Below are 17393 nucleotides of genomic sequence, written 5' to 3'. Positions count from 1 at the left end.
GACGGCGAATTCTCTCAAACATCGCAGACCTGATACGCCTGCTCGAGTGATTCGATCGGATTGTCACCGGTCGGGATAAATTCCTGTGCCACGTAACCATCGTACCCGGTATCCAAAATCGCCTGCATCACCGCGGGATAGTTGATCTCGTTTCGCTCGTCCAATTCACGACGTCCCGGATTCCCGGCGGTATGGTAGTGCCCGATGATCGATTGGTAGCGTTGCAAGTTGGCAATCAAGTCACCGTTCATGATCTGCACGTGATAGATATCGAACAGCAACTTGAACCGTTCACTGCCGACTTCGTTGATTAGCTCGGCGCACAGGTGAACGTCATCACCCCAGTATCCGGGATGGCCTTTCATCGGGTGAATGCTGCCGTCGGGATTGCGATGGGCTTTGCTGTTGAGATGCTCGAGTACCAGCGTAATGCCCTTTTCCTCCGCATAGGGCACGACACGTTTCCAGCACTCGACACAGTTTTTTCGTGCGGCGGCGTCGCTGATGCCTTCCTTACGCATGCCAGTAAAAGTGATCACGCTCGGTGCGCCGACCTTCGCTGCCAAATCAATACCGCTGCGCAACTTGGATTCCACTTCGGCATGATTGTCAGGGTCGAGTGGACCGTTTGTAAAACCGTGACTGCTGACCAGAGAAATCTTCAACCCAAGTTCACGCACTTGGTCATAGAGTTTGCTATCGATCCCCTCCATCGCTTCAAGCCCGATGCGTTTGCAATGCTTGGCAAGATCGATCATATCCATCGGCTGAAAACACCAGCCCATAATCGATTGGCGGATTCGCCTCGACGACACATCGCTGCCTTCTTCGGCAAACATTGACGTAGGACGCAAGAAACCGGACGCGGCAATCGCGGCAGCTGAGGAAGTGAGAAAGCGTCGGCGTTGCAGGGTGGTAACTCGCACGATAGAAACCCGAGGGAGAAAGGGGGAAGGGAAGAAGCGGATAGTTGTCGGTGTGAGCGACCTTTAGGCCCGCTCGAAGCCGCGAACGCCAGCGGCAGTACTGCTGCCGAAGGTGTCGATTTCGACGCCCATCCACTGAGCCAACGAAACGAACAGGTTCGCGAGCGGTGTATTGTCAGCCGAATCATGGGCGGTGTAATGTCCGTGGCGAAAGCCGCCGCCCGCCAATAGGATCGGTAGGTTGTGCCAATCATGTGACGAGGCGTTGCCAAGATTGGATCCGAACAGCACGGTCGTCCCATCAAGCAAACGCTGACCGCTTTCCTGGGTTGATTTCAGCAACGCCAAGAAGTTTGAAAAGGCTTCGAATTCGGCTTCCTCGATCAATCGCAACTCGGCGATTTTTTGTTCGTCTTTCCCGTGGTGGGAGAGGTTATGCCAATCGGTTTTCACACCGGCGATGTTACTGGGAACCGAGTTCATTCCGCCGATCGAAAACGTGATGACTCGTGTCGAATCGGTTTCAATCGCTAACCGCATCATGTCGTACATCAACTGCTGCTTGGCGATAATGTCTTGTTTATCGACGACATCTTTAGGCGTCTCGTAATCGACGACCGGCTTGGGACGAGTCGCCCATTGCCTGGATTCGCCGAAACGATTTTCCAGGTCACGGATCGATGCATAGTACTCGTCAAGTTTTTGTCGGTCGCGTGGCCCAAGCGTTCGCTCCAAACGTTTCGCGTCTTGGCGGATCGTGTCCAGAATGCTGCGTCCACGCTGCAAATCAACGAGTTGCGATTCGATCTCCTTAGGCGTTCCATTGACAAACAGTTTTTGGAAGACCTTCGCGGGAGACCGCTCGTCGGGAATGTTGACACCGCTGGACGTCCACGAAAGCGAACCATGACCGCTGGAGAGACACAGATAGGGCAACCGCGTCACACCGCCAAGACTCGACGCGATCAATTGATCCAACGAGATCGTGTTTTTAAATCCAGCTAACCCGGGACGCTGTGCCGACGTCAGCCACGTCATCTCCGAAGCGTGCCCGTTGTTGCCATTCTGGTTGGGATGCGATAACCCCGACAACAATGTCATGTCCGACTGATGCTCTCGCAGTTTCTGCAGATACGGTGTGCTGCCATCAAGCTTGCCTTCGTTTTCGGGAAACAGGTGCTCGCTATGAAACCCCAGACCGGCACAGATCGCGACCATACGTTTCGGCACCTCATCATCCTTGGCCCCCAACGCCGGACGCATCGCGGTCAACATCGGTAGTGCAAGTCCGACTCCCGCACCGCGCAAGACGTGCCGGCGCGACAACGTTCGGTTTCGGAAAGCGATCTTTTGCGAAGAAGCGTTTCGGCGTTTCATGAGAATCACTTGGAAAGAAAGATGTCGCTGGTGATCACAGCTTGTAGCAAGTCTTTGGCACAGTAGCCGTCGGCGGCGGCGGAATTGACCAAGCGTTCGATTTCGTCCCGGTCGGAAAATCCCATCTCGCGCCCGGTGGCAAAGGTCAGCAACTTGGTCGCAAAGGTTGTCGCCAACATTTTATCCTGTTCCGCCAACAGAGTTTGAAACTCGACATACCCCGCAAAGGATTCACCGCTGGCCAATTCTCCGGACGCATCGACAGGCAACCCAAGCCGGTAATGCACACGCTGACCACGTACCTGTGTTTCCGGCCGATCACCTTCGCCAAGCGATCGGTATCGCTGGCGAAACCCGCCGATCGGATTAAATGATTCCAGCGCAAACCCCGGCGGATCGATTTGCCGATGACAGGCTCGACAGTTTTCGGCGTCACGATGACGATCGAGCAACTCGCGAAGCGTTGTCGCACCGCGGATATCAGGCTCTACTCCGGGCACGCCGGGTGGTGGTGGCGGGGGCGTGACCCCGGCAATCCGCTCCGACACCCAAGCGCCTCGCTTGACCGGCGAGGTATTGGTTCCATTGGCGGTGACCTTCAAAATACTCGCTTGCGTCAGCAAACCGCCGCGTATGGATCCGGGTGGCAATTCGACTTTGCGAATCTCGGTGCCTTCCACGGCCGGCAGGTCGTAGTGCTCTGCCAAACGGCAATTCAGCATCGCAAAATCGGGTGCAATCAATGTGCGAATCGGTAGATTGGACTCCAACACCTCTCGTACAAAGGCCAACGTTTCCAATGGCATCGAATACCGCAGAAACTCGTCATACTCGGGGAACAGTTGCTGATCCGGCGCAGTGAAATCGAGTTCGCGAAGGTCCAACCAGCTCTCTGTGAAATCGACCAAGAATCGTTGAAAGTGCTTGTGCCTCATCAGTCGATCGGCTTGATCGACAAGCGACTGAGAGAGCACTCCCGCGACAGCGGCCGCGCGGAGATCTTGATCAGGCCGCGTTCGGTTCAAGAAATAGGACAACCGATTTGCGATTGCGAATTCATCCAGGCGTCCCCGCGATTCTTGGAAGTACAAGAAACCGGGGGAGCACAGGACTGCGGTAATCGCAGTACGGAGTGATTGCTCAAAGGAGTCACCCTCACGAAGCCGCTGATCAAACAGTTCTCCATAAGGCCGCAGTTCACCGGACTCACACGGCCGACGCAGAACCGCTTCGGCGACACGTTTGATCGCGGCCTCCGCCTTTTGCCTCGGCATCTCTTCGCTGACTTCGAATTTCGGACGGTACCAAGGTCGCTCGCGATCTTGAGGGTTGTTCGGCATGATTTCATGGCGATCGATCCCGGTGAAGAGCAGTTCGTGTCCGGCGGTGGGAAACCGCTCGACGATTGGTCCGTCGAGGGTGACCTCGCCAATCGCCAAACCGGGACCTTTGTGTTCGTCAATCGGTTTGTTTTTGTAGCGGTCGGGATGAACGATCCCATGTGGCTCAATCGCGATCATGTAATTTCGATCGATCCAAGCATCAAGTTCGATGGTTGTCGCTCGCCAGGAGAAAACTGAACGTAGCCATAGATTGGCTTTTCGCTGCCCGGTGCGAAGCTGGTGCCTCCGATACTGCAAACGATCGGCTTGTCACTTTGGTAGGCGTACCCGGTCACACGAATGCGATAGCGTCCGGCACGTTGAACATTGGCATCACGCAACATCCCCGATGGATAACCGCCGCCTTCGAAGCGTACCAAGAACCCATCATCGAGCACCTTCCAGGCTGTTCCTACATGCGACTCGGCCTCGCGAGTGTCTTTGTACCATGCGACAACATGATCGACTTTGGGGGCGTCAGCCGTTTTGACGATCGCGGCATCAAGGACAGCAGTTGCCGCATCCATGTATCGTTGCAGGTGCACCATCGACAGCCCCAGCGCATCGCCGACGTTGTCAAACTCGTGTGAGCGAGCGTCTTCGGGAAGCATGCTTTCCAATTCGAGTTCGGTCCCGAACACATCATTCAATGTGTTTTGATACTCGCGTCGGTTTAACCGTCTTAGCACCGTGGCATTTCGTGTCCGATGAGCATCGGTCAGCGGCTTACGAATGCGATCCAAAAACTGAGCACGAAGTTCGCTATCTGGCTGGTCGTAATCCGCAGGCGGCATCTCCGAGGCCTGAACTCGATCAAACAGACGAACCCACTTCGCGAAAGACGCTGGATCGTCGAGATCGTCGGAAAGCTGATCGATCGCCAAGCCCCCTTCCGCCTGACCGGCGGCATGACAATCGTTGCAATAGCTTGCGAAGAACCTGTCCAGCGATGGCCGGAAGCCGTCTTGTGCGTAACTCGGTTCTTTGGCTTGCGTTTGTCCCAGCCAAATACAAGTCAAATAGAGAGCCGTTAGCAGAAATCGAGTCGCCATCGGTCGAAGTTACAGCAAATGGAGTCCAAGCGAGAAGAACCACAAGTGACGTAGTTTAGTCACTCGGTGAGACGTTTTGTCGCTCGACTGTAATCCCACAAATGGTGGTCTCACAGAACACTTTCGACATACGTTTCAGACATCGGAGATTTTGTGCGCAGAAATCTCTGAATCGTGATTGGTGGTCGGCCCTCGTTTACGGCGGAGCACATCCGTCTTGCTTGCCCAGTCGACCTCGCGAACATCAATCGTGCTGCTGCCTGCTGCGCCAACACCGAATAACTATTTCATGGAATTCTGACGGGACGCAGTGGTGCGGTTGCCGCAGTGGCTCGGCAGGAGTGCGTGGCTCCTGCCGGGCCGCGAACCACGCCACTCACCAATCCCATCGTGAGCCAAGCAAGTCACCCTGTTCGATCAAATTAAATCGACGGGGGATCCCTGACGAACCGAGAGACACCCCGTTCGCCGACATCAAAACAAAATTTCACTGAATCAACTCACCGCATTTGCGCCTTTCGAGCGACATTAATGAATTTTCTTCGACGACTGACCCAGTCAACTAATGGAAAACTGTTCGCGTTGACGGCGGTTTTTGGGATCGGTTTTTTGGCTTTTGGAACACTCGCTCTATCGACGTTGAATGTGGCCAAGGTCCATGGCCCGCACTACGACCGCGTCGTCCAAAACAAAGACTTGCTCGCTGACGTCCTGCCTCCGCCGAACTACATCGTTGAGAGCTACTTGACCGCACATTTGCTGACGAACGCGAAATCCGCACGGCAGATCGATGAGTTGGTCGTGCATTACGAAAGTTTGAAACAAAAGTATGAAGATCGACAACAGTTTTGGCGTGAGAACCTGAGTGAAGGTGATTTGAAAAAAGAGATCAATGAACTCTCTCGCGTCCCCGCCGAAACATTTTTTTCGATTGTCGACGAACAGTTGATTCCGGCGGTCAAAGCAGGTGAATTCGACTCCGCGAAAACGATCCTCGAACAAGAACTGGCACCGCTCTACAACGCGCACCGCGCTTCCATCGACAAAATCGTTGTCACGACGAATCAAAATGCTGCGTTTACAGAAGCCGAAGTCCGCGACTTGATCAACGACCGCCTGTCATTGATGTGGATCGTAGGCCTATGCCTCGCCGTTAGCGTCTCCACGTTCGCGATTTGGATGTCGTTGGCTGTCGTACGACAAGAAAACGAAAAACAACTTGCGGTCGAAGAACGCGGGGAGATGGCAGCACAGATCAGGCAACAGAAGGATAGCGATCTCATTCGTGCAGAATCGATGCAACAACGGGTCGATGTCGTCTTGAGCCTCGTCGATCGGGTTGCGAATGGAAACCTTGATGTGCAATTTCCCGACCTCGGAAACGATGGCATTGGCCAAGTCGCCGAAGCACTGAACGTGGCCGTCGACTCTCTCCGGCACACGTACAAGCATGACCCGATAAACACCTCTGCAAAAGGCACCTCATCACACAAAACGCCGCAGTCCGAGACGCCAGAGCTTGAGACATCGGGGTCCTAATCTCGCGACTTACACAACGTCACCCGTGTCGCCTTCACGCGACGAGCATCAACGATCGAATCGATCATGAAGCCACCAGGCAGCGAAGTGGTGCGGTTTCCGCGGGCGATCGACTCGGCAGGAACGCACCGCCACCACGAGCCCCAAACGACTCGCAGCATCGTTTTAAGATTGGAGGCGAAAGAACCCGATTGCAGATAGGCTTGTAAGCCGGGTTCTGTACCGCCGCTTGCGCTTCGGTGACGATCATTTATCTGTGCACGACGATTGCTCGTCGCCTCAATCGCGACCTACCCGGGTGTCATCGTGAAGCGGACCGCTTCTGCACCCTGTTTGGTCTAGCTCCGGATGGGGTTTACCAAGCCAATCGAGTCACCCCGACTGCTGGTGCGCTCTTACCGCACCGTTTCACCCTTACCACGCGTTTGACTGGCGAACCAGTAAACCGTTCGGCGGTTTGCTCTCTGCTGCACTTTCCCTAGCCTCGCGACCGGTCGACGTTATCGACCATCCTGTCCTATGGAGCCCGGACTTTCCTCCCGCTTGGCAACGAATGCCGCGCGAGCGATCGTCCCGCCTACTGCAATCGGGAAGCTTCGTAAGATGATCGATTCAGATCGCGGCGACAAGGTTCATTTTCCCTCGACATACTCCAGCTGAATTTCGGTGCCGGGCAACAGTTGCTGCAACTGATCGACACCAGCTTGCGTCACCGCCGTCCGGGTGACGATGAGATTTTCGAGCGACTGTAGCCCCGCCAGCTTTGGCATCCCCGCATCTGTGATTTTGGTGCTGCCAAGATGCAAGAACTTAAGCCCTTCCAGCGTGCCGATGCCTTCTAACGCCGCATCGTTGACGCCGGTTTTGTCGACATTCAACCATCGCAGGTGTTGCAGACCAGAGAGTTCCGCCCAGGGTCCCTCAGCCACCTCGGTGGCGTACAGATTTAACTTCGACAGCTTGCCAAGCTTTGCCAGCGGTTTGATCGCATCGTCGTCGACCTTCGCACAATCACTGACGTCGAACTCTTCGAGGTCACTGAGGTCGCTCAACACGACCACCGCTTGGCTGCTCAAGTCATTTGACGCCAGACGAAGCTTGGCAAGGCCCTTGAATCGCTTGATCGAGTCCGCAGCGGCATCGGTAAGCGATGAGCCAGCAAGATACAACTCCTTGAGATCGGAGAGTTCGCTGAGCGATTTCACTCCTGCATCGCCAATCGGTAAAAAATCGAGAGCGATTACTTTCAAACTTGCGAGCTTTGCCAAAGTCTTCGCACCGACCGCAGTTACCTTGGTTTTGTCGCCTTTGCCAGAAAGCTTGATCGACTTTAATCGTGACAAGCCTTCAAGTCTTGCGAGACCCAAATCGGAGATGGCACAGCCCCGCAAGTCAAGGTTCTCGAGCGTTGTGATTTCGCCGATACCTCCAAGCATTGCGTCGCTTACATCCGACTCTGCGAGCAGAAGGCTGCGGAGTTTTGGCAACGAAGAGAGCTTGCCAACGACATCACCAAGCTGCTTCTCACGAAAATTGACCTCGATGATCTGACCTTGGCCATCACGACGTACACTCGCCGCGGCAGCTTCGATTGCTTGGTCGGCTGCGGCGTCACTTAGTTCTGCTGACTGAACGTCAGCTTCGCTTTGCCCAGTGCTACCACCTGACTCGCTCGACTTTTTGGGGCTGCATCCAGCCCCGGACAAACCAACCGTTGCGACGACAACGATGAGAGACTTTCGTACGAGCGACGGTGTAACAGAAGTCTTCACGGCGGGGATCCGTTTGAAGGTGTGGGGAGGTTTTTCGCTGGCAGTTTACCAGGGCCACGCGATCGCTGTTCAACAATCAGGCGGGATAGAACACGGCTAACCAAACGGTGACTTCCTCCGGCGTTGTCCAATCCACGCGATGTTTTCGATGGGCATTGATCACGAGATGATCGCCGACACGCATTTCCAGCACCTCGCCGTCGTCGAAACACAATCGAGCGGCACCTTGTAAAACCGTCACCCACTCGTGTTCGTCTTGGTCGTACCAAAAGTCATCGGGACTGGCTTGCCCGGTCGACACGATCCGTTTGATCCGCACGCCGGCTTGGCTGGCCAACAGATCGACCAATTCCGCAGGCAACGGTTGCGTCGGCAAGTCTGAGAAAAGGTTTTCGACCGGCATCGCGAAGGACTCCTTTGGCTGCAACATCGATGCAGCGATGCTGATAACGCCACGGACACGATGCAGACGCACAAGTCAAAGTCGAACAGCAATTCCCGCATCGCGCATGACTTGCTTGGTTTCTTCGATCGTGAATTGGCCAAAGTGGAAAATACTGGCGGCGAGTGCGGCGCTTGCTTTGCCTTTCAAAATCGCGTCGGCAAGGTGCTGGGGGTTTCCGGCGCCTCCGCTGGCAACAACGGGGATCGAAACCGCTTCGCTGACCGCGGACGTGACTGGCAGGTCGTATCCGTCGCAGGTCCCGTCGCAATCCATACTGGTCAGCACGATTTCGCCGGCACCGAGGGCTTCGACTTCTTTCGCCCACTCAACGGCTTCCAATCCGGTGGGTTTGCGTCCGCCGTTGATGTGGACTTCCCAAAATTCTTTGCCGTCTCGGATCACCCGCTTGGGGTCGATATTGACGACGATGCACTGGCTGCCGAAGCGATCGGCGGCACGGCGGACGAACTCCGGATCCTTGCAAGCGGCCGAATTGATGGAGACTTTATCGCAGCCGGCGTTCAGCAAATCGCGCACGTCTTCAATCGTCCGCACCCCACCGCCGACGGTCAGCGGCATAAAGACGCAATCGGCGGTCCGGCGGACGACATCCAAAATGATGTCCCGTTCTTCGTGACTCGCGGTAATATCCAAAAAAACGAGCTCGTCGGCCCCCTCGGCTTCGTAACGGCTCGCAACTTGGACCGGATCACCCGCATCACGCAAATTGACAAAGTTTGTCCCTTTGACAACACGGCCGCCGTGGACATCAAGGCAGGGAATTACTCGGGCAGCTAGCATCGTCGCGGAGTCTTGGTGAAGAGTGGGGATCGATTTCCGGGTGCGTTATATGAAAACCCGCAGGGCCTTGAAACCGCCGTGCCGGTTGACCGCATGCCGTGTCGCGAATTTAATTTGCTTCGTAATCCATTGTGGCTCAGATTTAGTAGCGGCGAATTGTCCGCCGAAGCCCGCGGCCGACCGCCGCTTTTCCCCCTCGATTTTGTGGATTTGTATTCCGTGTCAAACGTCACTCCGGTTCGCAATGCCCTGATCAGCGTTAGCGACAAACTAGGCCTCGCCGACCTCGCAGCCGGATTACAACGAGCTGGGGTGAAAATTTACAGCACCGGCGGAACTCGCCGACACCTGGAACAATCTGGCATCGAAGTTCTCGATGTGGCCGAGTACACGGGATTTCCGGAAATGCTGGACGGCCGCGTCAAGACGCTGCACCCCAAGGTTTTCGGTGGCATCCTGGCGATCCGAGATCGCGAAGACCATATGGCGTCAATCGAAGAGCACGGCATCACCCCATTCGATTTGGTCGTGGTGAACCTGTACCCGTTCGCTGCCACCGCATCGCGTCCGGGCGCCAAATTCGAAGAGTGCGTCGAACAGATCGACATCGGCGGTCCCAGCTTGGTTCGTGCCGCCGCCAAGAACCACCAAGACGTCGCCGTCGCGACCAGCCCCGAACAGTACGGCGAAATTCTGGAACAATTGGACGCCGGCGGAACTACTGCGGAGCTTCGCAAGCAACTTGCCGCGGACGCCTTCGACCACACCGCCGCCTACGATCGCGCGATCGCCGATTACATGCGTGGTGACAAAATCGCCGGCGAATTCCCTTCGGCAATGCACCTGTCCTTGCGTCGTAAAACGCAGCTTCGTTACGGCGAAAACCCGCACCAACGCGCTGCCGTGTACGCCGACCCCACCGTCCGCAGTGCGAACCTGGTTTCCGCACGCCAGATCAGCGGCAAGGAATTGTCGTACAACAATTTGTTGGATCTCGATTCCGCTTTGGAAATCGTCCGCGGCCTGGCGTCGCCAGCTGTCTCGGTGATCAAGCACAACAACCCCTGCGGTGCGGCGACCGACACGAAGCTTTCTGTCGCTTGTAAGAAAGCCCTCGAAGGCGACCCGCTGAGTGCCTTCGGTTCGGTGCTTGGTCTGAACAAAACCGTCGACGTCGAAACGGCCGAGATCCTGTGCCAACCGGGTCTATTCATCGAAGCGATCGTCGCGCCAGACTTTGAAGCGGGCGCCGTCGGCATGCTGACCACGCGTCCTCGCTGGCGTGAAAACGTGCGTCTGATGCAAGTCGGTATCCTGGACGATCCGCCACCAGCGATCAGCCGCCGATTCATCAGCGGCGGTATGCTGGTCCAAGATTCGGATCGCTTGACCAGCCCACGTCTGCAGTGGGAAACCGTAACCGACACCGAAGTCGACGATCCGTTGTGGGACGACATCGCGTTCGCATGGGAGATGGTTCGCCACGTCAAGAGTAACGCGATCGTCCTGGCCGCCGACACGTCACTAATCGGCGTGGGTGCAGGTCAGATGAGCCGCGTCGACAGCGTTGAAATCGCGATCGACAAAGCAGGCGACCGCGCCAAAGGTGCCGTGTTGGCATCGGACGCGTTCTTCCCGTTCCCCGATTCGATCGAAGCCGCCGCAGACGCCGGCATTGTCGCGATCATTCAGCCCGGCGGATCGCGTCGTGATGACGATGTCATTGATGCTTGCGACAAGTACGGCATCCCGATGATCATGACCGGTCGTCGTCACTTCAAACACTGATCGCCACGAAGAACCGATGACGATCCTCGACGACATCATTGAAAAGACACGGCTGACGATCCAGCGTGATCGCGCCGCCCTGTCTGGCGACGAACTCGAACGCCAACTCGAAGGCCTTCCGCCGTGCCGTGATTTTCATGGCGCGTTGGCAGCTGGCGACCAAATCAACGTGATCGCCGAAGTCAAACGGGCCAGCCCGTCTGCTGGCCTGATCCGCGAAGACTTCGATCCGGTCACGATTGCCAAAGGCTACGTGGCTGGCGGTGCGGCATGCATTAGCGTGTTGACGGACGAACCGTTCTTTCAAGGTTCACTCGACTACTTGCGACAAGTTCGCGCCGCTGTCGATGTGCCGCTGTTACGCAAGGACTTCATCGTCGACCGTTATCAATTGCTGCAGGCCCGCGCCGCGGGTGCGGATTGTGTGCTGTTGATTGCGGAATGCTTGTCACCCGACGAACTGACCACGCTGCACAACCAAGCCGCCGAACTTGGCATGCAAACGTTGATCGAGTTGTACGAACCGGACAACTTGGACGCGGTGCTGGCCACCGGCACCAAACTGGTCGGTATCAACAACCGGAACTTGAAAACGTTCGTCACGTCGCTGCAGCACACGCTGGACCTGTGCCCCAAAATCCCCGGTGACCGCCTGGTCGTTGGGGAAAGCGGCATTCGTACTCACGCAGATTTATTGCATTTGGCAACCGGCGGCGTCAAAGCTGTCCTGGTTGGTGAATCATTGATGCGGCAGCCCGACGTGACCGTTGCCTTGAAACAACTGCTCGGCCACGAGGTTTAGGGCCCGATGAAACCGGCGACGTCAAACAAGCCACTCGCCGCCGTGGCAATCGTCGTCTTCATCGCATTGGTTTCGATGACCGCGATCCGTGTGGTCAAGCAATACCAAGTCCCCGGGCCGTTCACACCGTCGGCCCAAGGCATGTGTGATTTTCACAACGGGATTTACTTTCCGACCAAGGCGTTGCTTCGCGGAGTCAGCCCCTATGGGCAAGCCTATGCGGATGACTATCCGGTTGCGCGGCAGATCCCGTTCTTCTCGCCAGGCATCCTGCTACTTCATGCGCCTTTCGCGATGATGCCGCTACACGTGGCCGAGGTGTTGTACTTCGTCTTTTGCGTTGGACTGATCATTGCGATCGCGGTGCTCTGTGCGGATGTCGCCGGCAAGCCATGGCGGGTGGATTGGATCGCCTGTGTTGCGTGTGTCCTTGTTGCTTCACGCGGTGGGCACATCACGTTGTTCGACGGCTACTTCACATTCGAATTGGTGCTCGCCAGCATGCTGGCGATTCACTGGGCGCCCAAACATCCGCTTTGGGCAGCCATCGCTTTGGCAGTCGTTTCAGCGAAGCCAACCTACATCCTGCCACTCGGATTCTTGTTGCTCGCACGTGGCAATGTTAAAGCCATCGTGATTGGCGCGATTTACAGCGTCGTGCTGGCAGCGATTCCTTTCGGCTGGTTGGCCTATCACGAAGGCTTGCGCGAAATAGGGCGCGGCGACTTGACTGCCGGTCTGAACAAGGTGCTCGGCGACATCGAGACGACCCAGCAAGTCCACATGAACATGCCGGACGAGTCACCGGTATTGTCATGGACAAGGCTGGACTTGCTGGCCGCAGTCAGCAAATGGACTCAGTCTGAACCCAGTCAAGCGACTCACCTGATCGTGATGGCTGCGATCTTGGCAGTTCCGATGGCGTTGCTGGTTGTCCGCTGCCGCCGCAAACTAGACGACGGGCTTGGCGGCGCTACCGGAGCGATGATCCTGCTCGCGACACTAACCAGCCTGTATCACCAGTCGTATGACGCGATGCTAATGCTCGCCCCGATCACGGCAGCCGCTGCGGTGGAATTACCGTATTGGAAATCGATGCCAGGCAAGACACGCTGGGCCGTCTGTGCGCTGATGCTGTTTCCGCTCTTCAATTTGCTGTCGACGCGTAGTCTGTTGCTGAAGTTGAACCTTGGGTCGGCTGCGTACGCCGCGGCGACCTGCCTGAACGGCGTTTCGATCGCGACTGCCCTTGGAGTGGTTTGCTATTTCGCGGTTCGGCGGCAAACTGGTCCGGCAGCCTGACCGATCGACAATACCGGCACACTCCGCACAGCCACAGCTTTCGCATTAATTCCAGAATTCTGCCGGAGCGGTGCAGCTTGCCTCTCCAAAAGCGTGGGCTACACTGCGAGCCAAACACTCCAAGAGCTGCACTGAGTCATTGAATTAAGCGATCCATGGCCGATCCAATCATCACGAAGCCGGATACGTTAGCGAACACAACCGCCAAAGCCCAAAGCCCACTTTCGGGCAGTGAGCCGCGAGGCCCGCGTTTTCGGCCCGCAAAAGCGATTTTGGCACTGCCAGCGTACAACGAAGAAGAAGCCCTGCCCGAGTTGCTCGAACGCGTTGGCGAAGCCTTTGCGGACAACAACATTCCCTACGAGGTCGTGATCGTCGACGACGGCAGCACCGACAACACCGCCCAAATCGTGGCGCAAATGTCTTTCCAAATGCCAATCCACTTGGTTCAGCACAAAGTCAACCAAGGCCTCGGACCAACCATTCGTGATGCACTTCGCGAAGCCGTCGATCGCGCCGGCGAACGTGACATCATCGTCACCATGGATGCTGACAATACGCACCCACCTGGGTTGATCGAACGGATGGTCCAGATGATTCACGAAGGCTGCGATGTGGTGATCGCGTCGCGATTCGAATCCGGCGGGATCGCAGTCGGTGTCCCGATCGAACGGCACTTTCTGTCAGTCGGCGCACGCGTCCTTTTCACGCTGCTGTTTCCGACTCGCGGCGTGCGTGACTACACATCGGGCTACCGTGCCTATCGCGCCTCGGTGATTCGCCAAGGCTTTTCTGATCACGGCGACCAGTTTGTCGGTGAGCGTGGCTTTTCTTGCATGGCGGATATCCTGTTGAAACTCCGCAAGCAAGGCGTGCTGTTCGGCGAAGCCCCACTGCGATTGCGATACGACCGCAAAGGTGGCGCCAGCAAGATGCAAGTGTTCAAGACGATCTGGCTGACGCTGAAACTGCTCGTGCGCCATCGCACTCGAGGCAAGTAGTGGTCGATAAGGCAACTTCGCAGACCTCCGTGCCCAAACGACGCTGGCTGGTCATCGGCGCCGGTGTCATGGGACTCCAAGTCGCCGATAAACTTCTCGAACAAGGCCAAGACGTTACCATCGCCGAAGCGGCACCAAGCTTCGGCGGGTTGACGAGCGCATGGCAACTCGGTGATGTCACCTGGGACCGTTTCTATCACGTCACGCTGCTAAGTGACTCTGTACTGCGCGAGAAACTTCGCGAGCTGAATCTTGAGCAGGAGATCCGCTGGGTCGAAACCCGGACAGGCTTCTATGCCGACGGGCGATTGCTTTCGATGAGCAACACGCTGGAGTTCCTCAAGTTCCCGCCACTCAATTTGATTCAGCGGGTTCGCTTGGGCGGCACGATTTTTCTGGCGTCAAAAATTCGCGACTTCCGCTCGATGGAACGACAGTCAGTAGAAACGTGGCTGCGTCGCTGGTCCGGTAAAGGCGCGTTCGAAAAAGTTTGGCTGCCGCTGCTGAAAGCCAAGCTTGGCGACGCATACAAGAAAACGTCCGCGGCGTTTATCTGGGCCCATACCCAGCGAATGTACAAAGCCAGACGTAGCGGCGCAAAGAAAGAGATGTTCGGCTATGTCCCTGGCGGCTATGCCCGCGTCATTGATACGTGGACGCACGATTTAGAATCGCGTGGCACACGACTGTTGGCTAGCCACGCGGTTCGGTCGGTCAAACAGACCGAAGGCTCCACAAAACAGTTGCAAGTCGAATACCAAAACGGCACCACGGAAACGTATGACGCAGTGGTCTCGACGATTGCTTCCCCGCTGATCGCGAAGCAGTGCGATGAGTTAAGTGAAACGGAAAAGCGACAACACGAATCGATCACGTACCTCGGCGTGATCTGTGCATCGCTGCTGCTGAAAAAGCCGATCAGCCAGTACTACGTCACGAACATCACCGACACGTGGGTTCCGCTGACGGGCATCATCGAAATGTCGACGATTGTTGATCCCGACAAAGAACTTGGCGGCAATCACTTGGTGTACCTGCCCAAGTACATGACGGACGACCATCCGGACCTGAATGAACCTGACGAGCAGTACCAGGAACGGTGTCTGCAAACGCTTGAAAAGATGTACGACCACTTTTCACGCGACAACGTGCTCGACTGCAAAGTTGCACGAGCGAAGTATGTTGCCGCCTTGTCCACGATCGACTACAGCACAACCTTGCCACCGGTCGTGAGCAGCGTGCCTGGATTTTATGCGCTTAATTCGGCGCACATCCTGGAAGGCAATCTGAATGTGAACGAAACGCTGCAACTGGGGCAGACCAAATTTCGCGACGAAGTCTGGCCGGATTTCGTGAAGCGGCAGCAGGCCGCGGCGGCACGTTAGTGAACCTTTCGGGGGGCGAATCAGCGAGGAAGGCGAAGAAAATCGAAATTCTCGCGAACAAAGATTGAGGTGCCCCGATTGGCCGATTCGACCAATTTCCCTCGCTCATGTCCGTGTCCGTGCACGCCATGGTGCAACTCGGTGGATAGCTGGTATCATTCCCCACAGAGCGTCTCACCTTGAACGCCGTTTCGGTCGCCGAACGCTTGTGGACCGAACGCCTGTAGTCCATGCGTTCTCCCTGCCAAACCTGCCCCCCGCATTCCCATTCGGCTGCCCCACCATTTCCCTCGTCGAGTGATGCCCCAAACTAATCGGGCGACATCCCTGACGACGAACCGAGGATAGATCCTATGCAACGTTGCTGATGGTTCTCGTCGCAGCTTCCATGATGACGATGATGACTAACGCACAAGACAATGCCACCGCAGATGCACCGAAAGTCGGTGACGCTCCCAACCAAAAGATCGGCTACTTCCTGGGCCTTTCAATGGGACAACAAATGCTTCAGCAAGGCTTGAAAGCAGACGACTTTGATGCCGCTTCGTTCACGATCGGTGTCGGCGATTCGCTGGCCGGTCGCGACATGCAACTGACACGCGAACAGTTGGTCGAAGTCCAATCGGCACTGCAAAACCTGCTCAACAACCGCCACCAAGAAATGCTGGCCGAGATCAAGAAAGCCGCCGCTGAAAACAAAGCGAAAGGCGACGCTTGGCTGAAAGAAAACGCATCGAAAGAAGGCGTCAAACCGCTGACTGGCGGTTTGCAGTACAAAGTTTTGAAGGAAGGTAGCGGCGCCTCGCCATCGCCTTCGGACACCGTTCGTGTTCACTACACCGGCAAACTGATCAACGGCGAAACGTTTGACAGCAGCGTCGAACGTGGCGAACCAGCCGAATTCATGGTCGGTGGTGTCATCAAAGGCTGGCAAATGGCTTTGCAGAAGATGAAAGTCGGCGACAAATGGATGCTTTACATCCCTTCCGAGCTGGCCTACGGCGAACGCGGAAGCTCCGGTGCGATCGGCCCGAACGAAGTCCTCGTCTTCGAAGTTGAACTACTGGATATCCTGTAGTCCGTCAGCGACCCTAAGTCACCAACCGGTGACTTAGCCGCAGTGACTGCAACTTGAACATGCGGTGCCACAACCTCCGGTGGTGCCGCATCCATCGCCGGTGCCACACCCCGGCCCACAGCCCTCGCTAAGCAGCTCCGACAAGTGGTTGGTTTTGACCACGTTCTCGTACTGCTCCGTGATCTCTTTGGCAATGCTGTCGGCGATTTCGTCGACCTCGCCCAAAAACTGCATCACGATCGTGCCGCCGTCGAACATCTGATCGACGTCAAGCAGAACCGATCGACTTCCCGCCGCTGACAACTGCTGGCGACAGGCATCCACCGCTTCACCGCGATACTTCTCCAGTCGCCGCACCAAAATTTCGTCCGATTCGGTGGTTGGCCGCACGATCCGGCAGACGACCTCGCCAAGGCGGGCCTGAGTTTCCGCGGGACATGGCGCGCTAACTTCGCCGATCTCGATCCCACGCGGGGTTCGCACTACGACACGATCCGCACGACGCAGAGGCAATAACGCTGACGCGACGCGGATTTCGGCGAGTGCACCAAGACGGATGAAGTAGTACAGCAAGAGCGGTCCAGAATTGATTCAGACGGGCGATTGGGAAACACCCCGAAGTCAAAGCGACCCCGAGGCAACACCATTGTTTTAGCGGTCTGATCGGCCGGCAACAGCATCACTCCCGAATCGACTCATTTTTACGGCCCCAATAGCGTGATTCAGGCTGCTCCGCCTTGCCG

The 17393-nt window shown here is 56.4% G+C and carries 16 protein-coding genes and 1 other RNA gene; 7 read left to right on the top strand and 10 right to left on the bottom strand.

Going from position 1 to position 17393, the window contains the following annotated elements; genetic code table 11:
* Nucleotides 1-14: 14 nt before the first annotated feature.
* The 4 genes from CGZ80_RS02560 to CGZ80_RS02545 form a co-directional block, all read right to left on the bottom strand.
* Nucleotides 15-926 (bottom strand): TIM barrel protein, encoded by a 912-nt coding sequence (locus CGZ80_RS02560; protein WP_233148179.1) that lies wholly within the window; start codon nt 924-926, stop codon nt 15-17.
* 63 nt (nt 927-989) lie between these two features.
* Nucleotides 990-2303, bottom strand: coding sequence for a DUF1552 domain-containing protein (locus CGZ80_RS02555; protein ID WP_094411204.1), 1314 nt, complete (start codon nt 2301-2303; stop codon nt 990-992).
* Nucleotides 2304-2308: 5 nt separating this feature from the next.
* Nucleotides 2309-3823, bottom strand: coding sequence for a DUF1592 domain-containing protein (locus tag CGZ80_RS02550; RefSeq protein WP_094411203.1), 1515 nt, complete (start codon nt 3821-3823; stop codon nt 2309-2311).
* Nucleotides 3820-4737, bottom strand: coding sequence for a DUF1587 domain-containing protein (locus tag CGZ80_RS02545; protein WP_094411202.1), 918 nt, complete (start codon nt 4735-4737; stop codon nt 3820-3822). The genes CGZ80_RS02550 and CGZ80_RS02545 overlap by 4 nt, the downstream gene beginning before the upstream one ends.
* Before the next feature lie 531 nt (nt 4738-5268).
* On the opposite strand from CGZ80_RS02545, the gene CGZ80_RS02540 reads away from it, so the two are divergent.
* Nucleotides 5269-6276 carry a HAMP domain-containing protein gene (locus CGZ80_RS02540; protein WP_094411201.1) on the top strand — a complete coding sequence of 336 codons (1008 nt, stop codon included), beginning with the start codon at nt 5269-5271 and terminating at the stop codon, nt 6274-6276.
* On the opposite strand, the gene CGZ80_RS27810 is transcribed toward CGZ80_RS02540, so the two are convergent.
* The 5 genes from CGZ80_RS27810 to hisF form a co-directional block, all read right to left on the bottom strand.
* Entirely contained in the window at nt 6273-6437 is a 165-nt protein-coding gene (locus tag CGZ80_RS27810) for a hypothetical protein (RefSeq protein ID WP_158222516.1), read from the bottom strand. The two genes, CGZ80_RS02540 and CGZ80_RS27810, sit on opposite strands and share 4 nt — an antisense overlap.
* Before the next feature lie 28 nt (nt 6438-6465).
* Nucleotides 6466-6860, bottom strand: an RNA gene (gene rnpB, locus CGZ80_RS02535) — RNase P RNA component class A.
* 48 nt (nt 6861-6908) lie between these two features.
* On the bottom strand, nt 6909-8048 hold the full coding sequence (locus tag CGZ80_RS02530; protein WP_094411200.1) for a leucine-rich repeat domain-containing protein: 1140 nt from the start codon (nt 8046-8048) through the stop codon (nt 6909-6911).
* 76 nt (nt 8049-8124) lie between these two features.
* Nucleotides 8125-8451 (bottom strand): cupin domain-containing protein, encoded by a 327-nt coding sequence (locus CGZ80_RS02525; protein ID WP_094411356.1) that lies wholly within the window; start codon nt 8449-8451, stop codon nt 8125-8127.
* Between the two features lie 75 nt (nt 8452-8526).
* The gene (hisF, locus tag CGZ80_RS02520; RefSeq protein ID WP_094411199.1) at nt 8527-9294 is read right to left on the bottom strand and encodes an imidazole glycerol phosphate synthase subunit HisF; all 768 of its coding nucleotides are present in this window, start codon (nt 9292-9294) and stop codon (nt 8527-8529) included.
* Nucleotides 9295-9513: 219 nt separating this feature from the next.
* Here hisF and purH point away from each other — a divergent pair, with 219 nt between their 5' ends.
* From purH to CGZ80_RS02490, 6 genes are all read left to right on the top strand, one after another.
* Nucleotides 9514-11082: a bifunctional phosphoribosylaminoimidazolecarboxamide formyltransferase/IMP cyclohydrolase gene (gene purH / locus CGZ80_RS02515; protein WP_233148178.1), complete on the top strand. Its 1569-nt coding sequence runs from the start codon at nt 9514-9516 to the stop codon at nt 11080-11082.
* Nucleotides 11083-11098: 16 nt separating this feature from the next.
* Nucleotides 11099-11884, top strand: a complete 786-nt coding sequence (gene trpC, locus CGZ80_RS02510) for an indole-3-glycerol phosphate synthase TrpC (RefSeq protein ID WP_094411198.1) — start codon at nt 11099-11101, stop codon at nt 11882-11884.
* A 6-nt stretch (nt 11885-11890) separates the two neighbouring features.
* Entirely contained in the window at nt 11891-13186 is a 1296-nt protein-coding gene (locus CGZ80_RS02505; RefSeq protein WP_094411197.1) for a glycosyltransferase 87 family protein, read from the top strand.
* 155 nt (nt 13187-13341) lie between these two features.
* Complete coding sequence (locus tag CGZ80_RS02500; protein WP_094411196.1) at nt 13342-14187, top strand: glycosyltransferase; 846 nt, start codon at nt 13342-13344, stop codon at nt 14185-14187.
* Nucleotides 14188-14255: 68 nt separating this feature from the next.
* Complete coding sequence (locus tag CGZ80_RS02495) at nt 14256-15572, top strand: NAD(P)/FAD-dependent oxidoreductase (RefSeq protein WP_094411354.1); 1317 nt, start codon at nt 14256-14258, stop codon at nt 15570-15572.
* A gap of 397 nt (nt 15573-15969) precedes the next feature.
* A complete protein-coding gene (locus tag CGZ80_RS02490; RefSeq protein WP_315851398.1) occupies nt 15970-16650 on the top strand; it encodes an FKBP-type peptidyl-prolyl cis-trans isomerase in 681 nt (226 codons plus the stop codon).
* A 33-nt stretch (nt 16651-16683) separates the two neighbouring features.
* Here CGZ80_RS02490 and CGZ80_RS02485 read toward each other — a convergent pair whose 3' ends face one another.
* The gene (locus CGZ80_RS02485) at nt 16684-17223 is read right to left on the bottom strand and encodes a hypothetical protein (protein ID WP_094411195.1); all 540 of its coding nucleotides are present in this window, start codon (nt 17221-17223) and stop codon (nt 16684-16686) included.
* Nucleotides 17224-17393 lie beyond the last annotated feature (170 nt).

The sequence above is a fragment of the Rhodopirellula sp. MGV genome, from assembly GCF_002251265.1.
Lineage (GTDB): Bacteria > Planctomycetota > Planctomycetia > Pirellulales > Pirellulaceae > Stieleria > Stieleria baltica_A.
Note: the sequence above shows the minus strand (reverse complement) of the source record. Positions and strands in the feature narration are given on the sequence as shown.